This is a genomic window from Labilibaculum euxinicum, from assembly GCF_009795715.1.
GTDB classification, from domain to species: domain Bacteria; phylum Bacteroidota; class Bacteroidia; order Bacteroidales; family Marinifilaceae; genus Labilibaculum; species Labilibaculum euxinus.
The window spans coordinates 45,548-59,498 of record NZ_WTCR01000010.1 but is presented as its reverse complement, the minus strand read 5'-3'; the positions used below and the strand labels follow the sequence as shown (position 1 = coordinate 59,498).

General features: G+C 38.5%; 11 protein-coding genes. 5 read left to right on the top strand and 6 right to left on the bottom strand.

What is annotated here, in order from left to right; translation table 11 throughout:
* The first annotated feature begins 59 nt into the window (after nt 1–59).
* From dnaE to GQR60_RS13760, 4 genes are all read left to right on the top strand, one after another.
* The gene (gene dnaE / locus GQR60_RS13775; RefSeq protein WP_124993497.1) at nt 60–4,436 is read left to right on the top strand and encodes a DNA polymerase III subunit alpha; all 4,377 of its coding nucleotides are present in this window, start codon (nt 60–62) and stop codon (nt 4,434–4,436) included.
* Nucleotides 4,437–4,483: 47 nt separating this feature from the next.
* Complete coding sequence (gene trxA, locus GQR60_RS13770; RefSeq protein ID WP_101310028.1) at nt 4,484–4,801, top strand: thioredoxin; 318 nt, start codon at nt 4,484–4,486, stop codon at nt 4,799–4,801.
* A gap of 80 nt (nt 4,802–4,881) precedes the next feature.
* Nucleotides 4,882–5,802, top strand: a complete 921-nt coding sequence (locus tag GQR60_RS13765) for a DUF58 domain-containing protein (protein ID WP_124993496.1) — start codon at nt 4,882–4,884, stop codon at nt 5,800–5,802.
* Between the two features lie 148 nt (nt 5,803–5,950).
* The gene (locus GQR60_RS13760; protein ID WP_124993495.1) at nt 5,951–6,673 is read left to right on the top strand and encodes a toxin-antitoxin system YwqK family antitoxin; all 723 of its coding nucleotides are present in this window, start codon (nt 5,951–5,953) and stop codon (nt 6,671–6,673) included.
* Nucleotides 6,674–6,678: 5 nt separating this feature from the next.
* Here GQR60_RS13760 and GQR60_RS13755 read toward each other — a convergent pair whose 3' ends face one another.
* The 6 genes from GQR60_RS13755 to GQR60_RS13730 all read right to left on the bottom strand — a co-directional run bounded on the left by GQR60_RS13755 (nt 6,679) and on the right by GQR60_RS13730 (nt 13,093).
* Nucleotides 6,679–7,752, bottom strand: a complete 1,074-nt coding sequence (locus GQR60_RS13755) for an endonuclease/exonuclease/phosphatase family protein (protein ID WP_124993494.1) — start codon at nt 7,750–7,752, stop codon at nt 6,679–6,681.
* A gap of 1 nt (nt 7,753) precedes the next feature.
* Nucleotides 7,754–8,683 (bottom strand): rhomboid family protein, encoded by a 930-nt coding sequence (locus tag GQR60_RS13750; protein ID WP_124993493.1) that lies wholly within the window; start codon nt 8,681–8,683, stop codon nt 7,754–7,756.
* A gap of 27 nt (nt 8,684–8,710) precedes the next feature.
* Nucleotides 8,711–9,532 carry a rhomboid family intramembrane serine protease gene (locus GQR60_RS13745; protein ID WP_124993492.1) on the bottom strand — a complete coding sequence of 274 codons (822 nt, stop codon included), beginning with the start codon at nt 9,530–9,532 and terminating at the stop codon, nt 8,711–8,713.
* Between the two features lie 94 nt (nt 9,533–9,626).
* Complete coding sequence (mutL, locus tag GQR60_RS13740; RefSeq protein ID WP_124993491.1) at nt 9,627–11,609, bottom strand: DNA mismatch repair endonuclease MutL; 1,983 nt, start codon at nt 11,607–11,609, stop codon at nt 9,627–9,629.
* A 115-nt stretch (nt 11,610–11,724) separates the two neighbouring features.
* Nucleotides 11,725–12,030: a hypothetical protein gene (locus GQR60_RS13735; protein ID WP_124993490.1), complete on the bottom strand. Its 306-nt coding sequence runs from the start codon at nt 12,028–12,030 to the stop codon at nt 11,725–11,727.
* 235 nt (nt 12,031–12,265) lie between these two features.
* Nucleotides 12,266–13,093, bottom strand: coding sequence for an ion transporter (locus GQR60_RS13730; RefSeq protein ID WP_124993489.1), 828 nt, complete (start codon nt 13,091–13,093; stop codon nt 12,266–12,268).
* A gap of 191 nt (nt 13,094–13,284) precedes the next feature.
* Here GQR60_RS13730 and lpcA point away from each other — a divergent pair, with 191 nt between their 5' ends.
* Nucleotides 13,285–13,860 (top strand): D-sedoheptulose 7-phosphate isomerase, encoded by a 576-nt coding sequence (lpcA, locus tag GQR60_RS13725; RefSeq protein WP_124993488.1) that lies wholly within the window; start codon nt 13,285–13,287, stop codon nt 13,858–13,860.
* Nucleotides 13,861–13,951: the final 91 nt, after the last annotated feature.

The window sequence follows — 13,951 nt, the reverse complement described above, 5'->3', positions numbered from 1 at the left end:
AAATCTTCACAAATCGCCACTCATTTTAAAGGCATAACTATAATAATTCTGATACTGAGATGTTTTTAATATTTGATACAGAAACTACAGGCTTACCCAAAAAATGGAAAGCACCGTTAAGTGATTTTGACAACTGGCCGCGCATGGTGCAGCTGGCTTGGCAATGTCATGATATGGAGGGGAAATTTCTCTTTGCTAAAAATCATGTTATCATACCTGAAGGCTTTACTATTCCAGAAGATGTAGTGGCGGTGCATGGTATTTCAACTGAAATAGCTCAGGAAAAAGGAATTCCGCTCAAAGAAGCCCTGCTTGACTTTATGGAGGATGTCCGGAAATCGAAGTATGTTGTTGGGCACAATGTTTCCTTCGATATAAATATAGCAGGCTGTGAACTGCTGCGTTGTGAGATGGACGAACAGGAGCTTATTACAACACCTGCTCTTGATACCATGACCGGCAGTAAGGAATATTGTGATTTGAAACGCAAAGGCCAGCTTAAAAATCCTACTCTTACCGAACTTCATATGAAGCTGTTTGGTGTTCCTTTTGCTGAAGCTCATAATGCGGCCGCCGATGTGGAGGCTACTTCACGTTGTTTTCTGGAGTTGATTCGGGTCGACGGACTAAGATCTGAACTTCTGAAAATGTCTTTGGAGCAGATTCAAGCCTTTAAACTCAACAATCCCGACGCTATTGAGTTGGTAGGTATCGAATACGAATCTTTTAAGGTTAATACTGCTTTCGACGAAATTTCCATTGAAGAAGAAGAGCGCAAGAGACAGGAGGCTGCAAAGAATATCATTCCACAGGCTTTTGTTCATTTGCATGTTCATTCTCAGTATTCCATACTCGACGGAGCTGCCAAAACAGCTGATATTGCAGCAAAAGCTAAGGAAGATGGTATGCCGGCTGTTGCAATTACCGATCATGGCAGTATGTTTGGTGTAAAAGAGTTTCACGTAGCCTGTGGCAGAGCAGGCATCAAACCAATTATTGGTGTTGAAGCCTATATGGCAAGACGTGGACATTTAATAAAAGAAAATAAAGGAGATGGGTCAGGTCATCACATTATTTTACTGGCTAAGAACTATAAAGGGTATCAGAATCTTTTAAAGTTAACTTCTATTGCCCACATTGACGGTATGTATTACAAACCACGTATCGACAAGGATTTACTTGAAGAATATAGCGAAGGACTAATTGTAAGTAGTGCTTGCCTGGGTGGTGAAGTCGCGCAGCACATCATGGGCGGTAATATTGATAAGGCAAGAGAAACGATCCTTTGGTTTAAGGATGTTTTTGATAAGGATTATTACCTTGAGATTATGCGTCACCCCAACAATGACCCACGCTTAAAAAGCGATGTTTGGGAAAATCAGGTGAGAGTGAATAAAGTGATTCGTAGATTGGGAGCAGAACTTGGTGTTAAAGTGATTGCCACGAATGATTCCCATTTTGTTAATCCCGAAGACGCTGAAGCGCACGATGTACTTGTGTGCCTAAATACAGGGCGTGATTACGATGATAGTACACGCATGCGTTACACCAAGCAGGAGTGGTTTAAAACAAGCGAAGAGATGAATGAGCTCTTTGCCGATGTACCGGATGCACTTGCTAATACCATGGAAATTGCTGAGAAAGTGGAAGCTTTTGAGCTAAACTCCAATCCCATAATGCCTTCGTTTGACATACCTGAAGAATTCGGCACTTTGGAAGACTATAAGGAGAAATACGACGAAACAACACTTATTAAGGAGTTTGAAGAGGAGCGTTATGAGAAGCTTGGAGGTTATGATAAGGTGCTGCCGATTAAGTTAGAGGCGGACTACCTGGAACATCTTGCATTCGAAGGTGCGAAAAAACGTTATGGTGATACTCTGGAAGATCATGTAGTTGAGCGCCTGAATTTTGAGTTGAACACCATTAAAACGATGGGTTTCCCCGGATATTTCTTGATAACGCAGGATTTTATTAATTGGGCAAAAAATAACGGCGTGATCGTAGGTCCGGGGCGTGGTTCGGCGGCCGGTGCTGTGGTAGCTTACAGCATTGGTATTACTGATGTTGATCCCATAAAATATGATTTGCTGTTCGAGCGTTTCCTAAATCCCGACCGTATCTCGATGCCCGATGTGGATATTGACTTTGATGACGATGGTCGACAGGAAGTGTTGGATTATGTAACGGATAAATATGGACACGATAAAGTAGCTCATATCTGCACCTTTGGTACAATGGCTACCAAAAGTTCTATTAAGGATGTAGCGCGTGTATTGGGTTTAGAATTATCTGAAGCCATCCGCCTGACCAAACTGGTGCCCGAAGCACCCAAGATGAGCTTTAAAAAAGCATACGCAGAAGAGCCTGCTCTTTTGGATGAAAAAGATTCTCCGAATCCGCTCATCGCCCAAACAATCAAATTTGCAGAGTCCCTGGAGGGATCGGTACGACAAACCGGAGTGCATGCCTGCGGTATTTTAATAGGGAAAAATCCTCTGGACGAGCATTTGCCGGTTATGCCTACTAAAGGAGAGGACCTGTTGACAACGCAGTACGATGGTCGTTTTGTGGAAGATATTGGTCTGCTAAAGATGGACTTCCTCGGCTTGAAAACATTGTCCATCATCAAAGAAGTACTGGCCAATGTAAAGCTGTCCAAAGGTATTGATGTTGATATCAACAATGTAGATCTTGAGAACGAAGAGACTTTCCAGATGTTTAGTCGTGGTGAAACAACTGCTATATTTCAGTTCGAGTCTCCGGGAATGAAGAAACACCTTCGGGCTCTAAAACCGAACCGTTTTGAAGATTTGGTTGCGATGAATGCCTTATATCGTCCGGGGCCAATGGAATACATACCTTCGTTTACCCGAAGGAAGAACGGAGAAGAGGAGATTGCTTACGATCACCCAATAATGGAGGATTACCTGAAGGATACGTATGGAATTACGGTTTATCAGGAGCAGGTGATGCTTCAATCCCGTGCTTTGGGTGGATTTACCCGAGGCATGTCGGATACTTTGCGTAAGGCGATGGGTAAAAAACAGATTGCCATGATGGATAAGCTTAAGGTAGAGTTTATTAATGGATGTCATGACAATCCTAAGTTTATGGAAGGCGTTGGCGGCGATAACGTTAAGGCTGATAAACTGATTGAAAAAATTTGGTCCGATTGGGAGGCATTTGCAAAATATGCTTTTAATAAGTCTCACTCGGTTTGTTATGCTTATATCGCTTATCAAACTGGTTTCCTAAAGGCGCATTATCCAGCTGAATTTATGGCTGCGGTGCTTAGCCGTAACTTATCTGATATCACGAAAGTGACTATTTTTATGGATGAGTGCAGGCGCATGGGAATGCCTGTGTTAGGACCCGATGTGAATGAATCCTATGCCCGGTTTACGGTAAACAAAGAAGGCGCAATTCGTTTTGGTATGGCTGGGGTGAAAGGAGTTGGAGAGCAAGCTGTTGATGATATTATTAAAGAAAGAAAAAATGGTCCGTTCAAAAACATTTTTGATTTTATAGAGCGGGTAAACTTAAGATCGGTAAATAAGAGAACTCTTGAAAATCTTGCCATGTCGGGAGGTTTCGATAGCTTTGGATTAAAGCGGAGTCAATACTTTCATCCAGATGAAACCGATGTTACCTTTATGGAATATTTGGTGAAGTATGGGAACAAACTTCAGGCAGAAAAAGACAATTCGCAGCAAACCTTATTCGGCGATGTAGAAGATTATGTGGTTACACCGCCAAAAATCCCTGAATGTGCAGAGTGGAATAAGCTGGAGCGCTTGAATAAGGAGAAAGAGTTAATTGGAATTTACCTGTCAGCTCATCCACTTGATGATTACAGATTGGAAATCGATTCCTTTTGTAATGCATCTTTAACACAGTTATCAGCGGATATTGTCAATTTTAAGGATAAGGATGTAAATATTGCAGGAATGGTAACTGCTATTCGTCGGGGAACTACAAAAAACGGCAATCCTTTTGCAATTGTTAACATTGAAGATTTCACAGGCTCGTTTGAAATGGCTTTCTTTGCTAAAGATTTTGTGGAATACAGCAATTATTTTATTGAAGGTTTATCGGTATTTATAAACGGGAGGGTGCAAACCCGATCCTGGCCACGAGGTTCGACCGAATTGGAGTTTAAAGTTAAAGGGATAAACCTGCTTTCCGAGGTAATGGAGAAGCGGGTGAAAGAGGTTACCATTGAGATTCCGGTAAGCAGTCTTTCAGATGAATTAGTAACTGAGATGGCAAGTTGTATGGAGGGGAGCAAAGGGAATTTGAAGGTGAATTTTGTGATCACTGATGATAGAAATGTGAGGGTGAAAATGTTCTCAAGAACTTGTAGGGTAAACCTTTCCAATGAATTGATCGAATATTTTAAAAATAATTCTGATATTGAATTCAAAATTAATTAACTTGCACGGGTAAATATAAAATTCAAAACAATTAAAAATAGATTACCATGACAATTGCAGTAAACGATGCTAATTTCGAAGAGGTTGTGTTGAAATCAGATAAGCCTGTATTGGTTGATTTCTGGGCCGAATGGTGTGGCCCTTGTAGAATGGTTGGCCCAATTGTAGACGAACTTTCTAATGATTACGACGGTAAAGTTGTAGTTACAAAAATGGATGTTGACAGTAGTCCTGCTACTTCTGCAAAATTTGGAATCCGTAATATTCCTACTATCCTTTTCTTTAAAGGTGGTGAAATTGTGGACAAACAAGTTGGTGCTGTTCCAAAATCAAGTCTTGCTGAAAAAATTGACGCTTTATTGTAGGTGTTGATTGCAAAATATTTGGGCATAGAGAGATTCTTTCTATGCCTTTTTTTCTTTGTTCACATTCAAAATAGATTTTTTTGAAGCAACTCTCAGATCTGATACAATTCGAAGAGTTTGATAATCTGGAGCTTTTGGCCAAGCAGATTGTTGAAGGATTTTTAATTGGTTTACACCGAAGTCCGTATCACGGATTTTCAGTAGAGTTTGCTGAACACCGACTTTACAATAAAGGGGAGTCAACCAAACACATCGACTGGAAGCTATACGCACGAAGCGATAAGCTGTTTGTAAAACAATTTGAGGAAGAAACGAACCTTAGGGCTCATATTGTTGTAGACACCTCTTCTTCAATGCTGTTCCCTTATCAGCAAAAACACCAAACCAAATTGGGATTTTCGGTACTTTGTGCAGCCGCTTTGGTTCACTTATTGCGAAAACAACGAGACGCAGTTGGTTTGTGTACCTTCTCCGATAAAATAGATATTCTTACTCCGGCAAAACTTTCTAATACTCATGCACATTTGCTGTATGCTCATTTAGGCAAGCTCTATAACAAAGTAGGAATTGATAAAAATCGGGAAACTAAAATTTCGGATACATTACACAAGCTTGCCGAAGGATTGCATAAGCGTTCACTCGTAATTGTTTTTTCTGATTTCATGGGTGATGAAACCCCAAAGGAAATTCTGGAATCTTTGCAGCATTTACGATTCAATAAGCATGAGGTTTTACTTTTTTCCATTCGGGATAAAGAATTCGAAAACGAGTTTAATTTTGCAAATCACCCCAGTCAGTTTATTGATTTGGAAACAGGAGAAAGCATAAAATTAAATCCTTCGGAAATTAGAAGTTTATACAGTAAAAAGCAGAAAGAGTTCTTTACAGAATTAGAGATTTTGTGCGGACAATTTGCGATTGATTATGTTGAAGCAGACATCCGCAAAGAATTTCATACCGTTCTTAAGGCTTATTTACTGAAAAGAAAGAAAATAATGTAAAGCTGCCATTTCTCATTACTAAATTGATCAAAGACTTACCTTCCATTTGTTTACTGTTTATTTGTTGATGAATAATTTTCATCTTCCATACCTTTGCAGTATTTTTATGAGACACTCAATAATTTCTAACACGTAGAGAACTCCCCAAATGAAAAATTGGATTTGCCTATTCGGATTGGTTTTGCTGTTTGCCTGCGAGCAAAAGAGAGGGAAATCGGTAAGTTCGAAGGAGATTTATGTGGAAAATGGAGTTGTTAAGCAGTATGATGATGCGAACAGATTAACTGCAGAAATTACTTTTCGAAATGGTGTGCGTCATGGCGTCTGTAAAATTTATTATTCTTCAGGTGAGTTGAGTGATGAAATTATGTATGTTGATGACCAGAAGAGCGGCATTGCCAAAAAATTCCATAAAAACGGCAAATTGTATAGCCTTACTCCTTATTACAAAGATGAAAAGAATGGTGTGCAGAAGAAATACTATTCCAATGGTAATCTCTGGGCTGAAACTCCTTATATGAAAGGCCAGCCAGGTATTGGTTTGAAAGAATACAGGCAGGATGGAAGTTTGCGGACTGGTTTTCCAGGTATCGAGATTCAGAAATTTGTGAAGGAAGATGTTGTGGTTTTAACATTGTCGTTAAGTAATTACTCTAAGAATGTGATTTTCTACATTACCGATTTAATGGAAGACAAATACATTCCATTTGCAGCCAAGCCTCTTTATGCAAAAGGCGGATTAGCACGGTTCGAAATTCCTTACAATCGTGTTGCAGGACTTGATACCACATTGAATATTGTTGCAAAATATCAAACGCAGGATCACAATATCAACGTTTCTCAGCGAAAATTCCAGGTAATTATTAAATAAAAAGCTTATTCTTTAACAAAGGAGAGTTTGGATAGAATAGGAAAATGATCGGAGAATTGTTTTTTGATTCTCTGATACTCGCTGCAGATCGTATGCTCATCATGAAGAATATAATCAATTCTGAACGATGGAAAATCTCCCGCATAAGTTGTGCTGATTCCACTGCCTTTGTCTTTAAAACAGTCGCTAAACTGATCACTCAAAGTTTTATAAGTAAATGATTGAGGTGTGTCGTTAAAATCACCACAAACAATTGTAGGATGAGGCGATTTATCGATATGTGCCCGAATTATTTGGGCTTGTTTGGCTCTGCGGATAAATGCATAACGCAATCGGAAGGAAATGTCTTTAAGTTCATTTAATTCCTGCTCATCAGCTTTGAACTCTTTTTTGTTGATGAATTCGTAATTTTTACCTGCAAAACGGTTCGACTCCAAGTGAAGATTATAAACACGAAGTATTTTTTTCCCAATTTGTAAATCTGCAAAAACAGCGCTGCATAAATTTCCCTTCTCAAAATTAATTTCTCCATGATGTATAATTGGATATCGGGAGAAGATTGCGACACCAGTTCCATGCTTGCTTCTGATTGAATTTTTCGCGTTCAATTCTTTTTTTAAATTACTAATCGAGAGTAAACCTGATTTTGTAGTCCTGAATTCTTGAAAACAAATAATTCCAGCTCCTAGATCTTTAGAGAGTTGAATGATATTCGAAGGGGTTTTGGGATCTTTTGTCCATTTGTAAATATCAAAGGAGCGCACATTGTAACTTAAAACTTTAATGGCATTCTCATCGTTTTTAGATTCGCCGGAGAAGTTAAATTGGATGAAATTGGAAAAAGACTGATAACCAATTAGAATGACCAAAAGAGGAATTAAAAAACTCCAGCGCCTTCTGACCATCCAATAAATAGAAAACAAAACATTAATAGCCAGCAGATATGGATAGGCCAATCCCCAAAAGGCTGGCGGCCAAAAGTTGTCGGGGTTAATGTAAGCTGCCAGATAGGAAATCAGAAGTGAGCCTGAAAATATCAGGCTAAAAATAACAAGTGATTTGTGCAGAAAGTTCTTCAAGTTATTGCTTCCGGTTACTGGATTTAAAAAGGATTTCTTTTTCTTCTTTACTCAGGCTGTCGTATCCCGATTTTGCAATTTTCTCCAATATAGCATCTAAGTGTTCCTGATGTTGTTTTTTTGCTTTATTGTACTCTTTATCGTCCATTTTCTGGGTGTTCTTATAACTTACTTTCATTTTTCTTTTCTTAAAAAGACCAAAAAACGAATCCGTAAGTGAATTAAATCCAGAAGAAATATCTTTACCCTTACGAAGCTGATTAATGAACAACCAGCCATAAAAAGCACCGCCTAAATGAGCAATATGACCACCTGCATTACCCATTGGAATGCTCAGTATATCTGTAGCAATAAAAAATAAGGCGATGTGCTTAATTTTAACGGGGCCAATAAACATGAGATGAACAACATGGTTTGGCGTATAAATTACCGTAGCAAAAACAACCGCCATAACCGAAGCCGAAGCTCCAAGAGCGTACGATCCAAATCGAACACTTTCGAAAACAGGAAAGAGATTATAGGCAAATATATATGTTGCAGCACCGGTTAAACCCCCAATCAAATAAATACTTACCAATTTTTTCTGATCAAGATAACTTAGGAAAATTCTTCCAAACCAGAATAACCAAAGCATATTCATTAGTATGTGCAGAAATCCTTCATGCAAAAACATGTAGGTAAACACTGTCCAGGGTCTGCTTAGCAATGCATTGGTTTCGGCAGGTACCGATAGCCATTGAACAAGGAATGGAACTTGCGAAGGTTCCAGATTAAAAAGAAAGGTAAGTACGCCTACAATTTTAACAATCAGAAAAACACCAAAGTTGATATAGATCAGTCTTGTTAAATTACTTCCTTCTTTGAATGAGTCTTTAATTCCGTCCCAAATACTCTGGTGGGAATAAGACTGATATGGATTGTTGAAATTCATGCTCATGAAATATCAATCATTAAACTATTAATAAAATCGTTTTGAATTCTTCTGCCAATACTTTATCAGGATAAATCCAAATAACATTCCACCTAAGTGAGCGAAATGGGCAATGTTATCACCGCTTACATGACGAAAGCCCATAAATAATTCAACAGCACCGTAACCAATTACAAAATACTTTGCTTTGATTGGAATGGGAGGGAATAAAAGCATCAGCTCAGTGTTTGGGAATAGCATACCAAAAGCCAAAAGAATTCCGAATACTGCTCCTGAAGCTCCAATTGTAGGAACATTAATGTTTTCAGTAATCATTTGGTTTACCATGGCAACAGCCTTTTGAGTATCGAAGACATTATTAGGATGTTCGGCCCAGCTGTTTACAAAATCGGTAACCCAAGGTTTAACCGGTCCCATGTGTTCACGAATAAACTGTAACATTAAATCAGGAGATGGCGTATTGCTAAATGCATTTGCAGCAGCTTTCATTGAGGAATAGTCAAGCCATCCTACAAAAGTGTGAAGTGCAGCGGCACCAAGTCCTGTTACCATGTAGTACAGTAAAAATCGTTTTGGTCCCCAAACTTCTTCCAGCACACGGCCAAACATGAACAGGGCAAACATATTAAAAAATAAATGACCTATTCCTCCATGCATAAACATATGCGTAATGAACTGATGCGGTCTGAAATATTCTGATGCCGGTTGGTGCAGAGCAAAAAGATTATCCATACTAAAGCCAAACCGGTCGCCGATTATCATGGTTCCGAGCAGGACTAGCACATTTATAATTATCAGGTTTTTTACAACCGGAGGGAGGTTTAGTAGAGAAGATCTGAATTGACTCATTCGAATTTATTTTAATATTTCCTTTTAGCTAACAATAGTCAGACCAATTTATAATTTGTGCTTGTGATTAACAAATCTAAGACAGATTGTCACCCTATTTAAATCTGCTTTCCAATTCCTGAGATTCAAGAACCGAAATAATTGCTTTTCCATCGGGGGTGAAATTAGGAGTTGAACAGGCAAAAAGTTGATCGATTATTGAACTCATTTCCTCATTCGAGAGGGTTTTTCCATAATTTAAAGCCGATGCTTTTGCCAATGCTTTTGCCAGATTTTCGCGAATTTTCAGTTTTACATCCATTTGGTTCGATTTGTAGTTCGCCAGCAGGTTTTCAACCAGTTCTTTTGGTTCGCAATTGTGGATATCAGCCGGAGTTCCATTAATCACAAAGGTTTTCTTCCCAAATTCCCTGATGTCAAACCCCAAGGCTCTTACATCTTCAATAATTACCTGTAAAAGAGTGTAATCCGAAGCATTGAGTTCTATGGTTTGCGGGAATAAAGTTTGCTGAGCAATTCCTTGATGATTTTCCAACGAATTGATGAATTTCTCAAATAAAATGCGCTCATGTGCTTTACGCTGATCGATGATCATCAAGCCGGAGCGAATCGGTGTTAATATGTATTTGTTTTTTAGCTGAAAAAAATTCTTTGCTTTCTGAATTTGTTCCTGCGGATGCAGTTTCTTTTGCACAAATTCTTCCGGTGGTTTTTGCGGCTGAAAATAATCCGGAATATTTTCCCGATCAATTTTCGCCTGATTTAATTTCTCATCCGACTCTCTTTTAGAAGGTTCTTCGTATAGAGTTTCCCATTTTTCGGGTACAGGCTTTCTGGTACCGCCACTTTGCTGAGGAGGTGTTTTCGCTTTAAATTCCTGATAGAATTGGTTCGATTCAAAAGATCTTCGTTCCTCGTCAAAAGGATTGTAGCTTTTTTCTCCATCAAAAGGGTTGTAGTTCAAATCTGCTTCGAAAGGGTTGAATTCAGGATTCACCTTAATCATTGGAGCCTCAATATCGGCATTGCTGTCAGCTACAGGAATTTCCAGACTGTTGTCTTCATCAAAATCGATGGAAGGCACAATATTAAATTTCCCCAAGGCCTCCCGGATAGATGCTTGAATAATTTGATAGATTGCTCTTTCGTCTTCAAACTTAATTTCTGTTTTGGTCGGATGAATATTGATATCAATAATCTGTGGATCGACTTCAAAAAAGATAAAGTAAGGCGGGATGGTTTCAGGCGGCAATATTTTATCGTAAGCCTGCATAATTGCTTTGTGAAAATAAGGGTGCCGCATGTAGCGGTTGTTCACAAAAAAGAATTGTTCCCCTAAATTTCGTTTTGCATTTTTCGGTTTTCCGATAAAACCGGTCAATTTAACAATGCTCGTGCTTGTATTTATACTGATTAACCTTTGGTTCATACCTTTGCCAAAAACATTGATAATTCGTTGGCGGATATGACTGGCAGGCAGGTTGTATATTTCAGAGTCGTTGTGAAGAAGTTGAAAGGCAATTTCGGGATGTGAAAGCACGATTCGATGAAATTCGGTAATGATATTGCGAAGTTCGGTAGAATTGGCCTTTAAGAATTTTCGACGGGCTGGAACATTAAAAAAGAGGTTTTTAACAATGAAATTACTTCCATCGCTGCAAGCTGAAACTTCCTGGGAAATTGCTTCGGAACCACTAATAACAATGTGAGTACCTAATTCGTCTTCGGTTCGTTTGGTTTTTAATTCAACATTGGCAATTGCCGCAATTGAGGCAAGTGCTTCGCCGCGAAAACCCATGGTTCGAATGGCAAACAGATCTTTCGCTTTTCGGATTTTAGAAGTTGCATGCCGTTCAAAAGCAAGACGCGCATCGGTAACGGACATACCACATCCATTATCAATTACCTGAATTAATGTTCTTCCAGCATCTTTTAAGTTGATTTTTATAGAGTTACCTCCAGCATCAATGGCATTCTCCACAAGCTCTTTTACAACTGAAGCTGGTCTTTGAACTACCTCACCTGCAGCAATTTGATTGGCTACATTGTCAGGCAGAATCTGTATCAAATCCGACATATAAATTTCTACTTCTAAAGTTTAACTTTCTAGTAACGTGTTGGGTGAAATTTAAATTGTCTGATTTTAGGAATTCTGAAAAAGAGACAAAAATAAATTTTAGAAAAGGAGAAATTTAAATGACTCCATTCCATCCGTAAAGGTAAATGTAAGTTGCCAGTGCAAGCAAGACAAAGATAATTAACAATCTAATGTTCGATTTGTTTCTAGAGCCATTAGAATCGAAGTGACCATGACGCAGTTCACTTTTCATTCGTCCTTTTATATTGGGGATGTATGGTTCATTTTCATCCTTCAAACCCAGTTCTCCTCGTATTCTTCTTTCTCGATCTTCTCTTGCTTCTTTTGCAGGATCCCAATATCTGGGTTGAATATTAAATCTTTTGTATTGAGGTTTTTTAAAAAAACTTGTAAATCCCATGATAAAATGTTTTATACCAGTTAAAAGTGTAATGTTGTAGGTATAATTTGAATGCTTCTGCTGTTCAATTTGGAAAATTGCCCATCCAAAGCAAAAGATTCAATACAAGCAATACTTTTCGTCTAAAAAGACATACAAATATACCGATTTTTTCTGAATTTATTTCTCCTCCAATTGCACATCCATGAGTTAATATATCCTAAAAAAAATAGGATTTACTTGTAGGGTTTTAAAATTATTTCTTTCGTAAGAACTGGGTCTGGTTAAGTTTTTTACCACACAGATTGCAGTACAGAGCATCTTCGGTATGATTGTCGGCCAAACAATTTGGGCAAACCTGGGTGGATGCATCTTTTGAATTTTGTTTACTCAGTTCAACAGTTACAATTCCTGTTGGAACTGCGATGATGGCATAACCAATAATCATTACGAAGCTGGCAAAAAACTGACCAAGAGATGTAGTCGGGGAGATATCGCCATAACCAACGGTGGTAAGCGTAACAACTGCCCAATAAATGCCGCGGGGAATGCTGGTGAACCCATTTTCGCCGCCTTCAATCAAATACATGATGGTTCCGATGATGATTACCATGGTTAGAACAGCAAAAAGAAAGACGGATATTTTTATTCTGCTTTGTCGAAGTGCTCGAACAATAATAGCTCCCTCTTTAATATATCTGTTGAGTTTTAAAATCCGGAAAATCCGAAGCAAGCGTAAAGCTCTGATTACCATAAATCCGTGAGTTCCAACTATTACAAGGCCTAAGTAGGATGGTAGAACCGAGAGTAAATCGATAATGCCGTAAAAGCTGAAGATATAGGCTTTTGGTTTTTGAACGATCCATATTCGCAGCATGTATTCCAAAGAGAAGATCCCGGTAATCAACCATTCCGAAAGTTTCAATACATCGTGATAATCTCTTTCGATGGAAGGCACACTTTCCAAAACAACTAAAAGGATGCTTAGAATAATAACAATAAGCAGTGAAATATCGAATATTTTCCCCGATTTGGTGTCAGCCTCAAATATTATTTCGTAAAGACGATCTTTTGTAATACTCATGAAAGAAGGAGATTAGGGATTCAGAACATAAACTTACTAAAAAAGTCTGGAAAGAGCTTGAAAAGTCGAACTGTCAAATGGTCGGGGAAATCTTAAAATAATATAAAACTTGCGTGTTGAATGAATCTGACGCCTTATCACGTAAATCTCATTGCTCTTTTTTTTATACTTTTGAATAAAATTTGAACACGATGATTATAAATGACATAAAAGAAAGCTTTTTGGATGCACAAAAAGTTTTGAATGAATTTATTGCCGATGAGGCTAATTTTTCAGCAATTGAAGCGGCAGGTGACGCAATGGCAAAATCCATAAAAAACGGCGGAAAAATTATTTCCTGCGGTAATGGTGGTTCGATGTGCGATGCCATGCATTTTGCCGAAGAATTAACGGGTCGTTTTCGAGGAGACAGACCCTCGATGCCAGCCGTAGCCATTTCAGATCCAAGTCATATAACTTGTGTGGCAAACGATTATGGTTTCGATTATATTTTCTCGAGATATGTGGAAGGAATGGGTCAAAAGGGAGATGTATTTTTAGGAATTAGTACTTCGGGAAATTCAGCGAATATTATTAATGCAGTAAAGGCGGCCAAAGAAAAAGGACTTGTGGTTGTTGGTTTAACAGGGAAAACGGGTGGTGAAATGGCTGCTCTTTGCGATGTTGAAATTCGGGTGCCATGGGAAAAGTATTCCGATAGGGTGCAGGAAATACACATTAAAGTGATTCATTGCCTGATTCAGTATATCGAAGCAAAAATGAAATAATTCTGGAAGATGTGAGTTTTTAGATGTGAGAAGTGAGCTTTTATTTATTTCAGAGATAATGTAATAAAAAATTAAATAGCTGCTGAAACAG

What these genes read in the sequence shown, in the direction of transcription:
- mutL (WP_124993491.1), bottom strand. Translation starts at nt 11,609, where the DNA reads ATGTCGGATTTGATACAGATTCTGCCTGACAATGTAGCCAATCAAATT.
- GQR60_RS13735 (WP_124993490.1), bottom strand. Translation starts at nt 12,030, where the DNA reads ATGGGATTTACAAGTTTTTTTAAAAAACCTCAATACAAAAGATTTAAT.
- lpcA (WP_124993488.1), top strand. Translation starts at nt 13,285, where the DNA reads ATGATTATAAATGACATAAAAGAAAGCTTTTTGGATGCACAAAAAGTT.
- GQR60_RS13750 (WP_124993493.1), bottom strand. Translation starts at nt 8,683, where the DNA reads ATGAATTTCAACAATCCATATCAGTCTTATTCCCACCAGAGTATTTGG.
- GQR60_RS13730 (WP_124993489.1), bottom strand. Translation starts at nt 13,093, where the DNA reads ATGAGTATTACAAAAGATCGTCTTTACGAAATAATATTTGAGGCTGAC.
- dnaE (WP_124993497.1), top strand. Translation starts at nt 60, where the DNA reads ATGTTTTTAATATTTGATACAGAAACTACAGGCTTACCCAAAAAATGG.
- trxA (WP_101310028.1), top strand. Translation starts at nt 4,484, where the DNA reads ATGACAATTGCAGTAAACGATGCTAATTTCGAAGAGGTTGTGTTGAAA.
- GQR60_RS13760 (WP_124993495.1), top strand. Translation starts at nt 5,951, where the DNA reads ATGAAAAATTGGATTTGCCTATTCGGATTGGTTTTGCTGTTTGCCTGC.
- GQR60_RS13745 (WP_124993492.1), bottom strand. Translation starts at nt 9,532, where the DNA reads ATGAGTCAATTCAGATCTTCTCTACTAAACCTCCCTCCGGTTGTAAAA.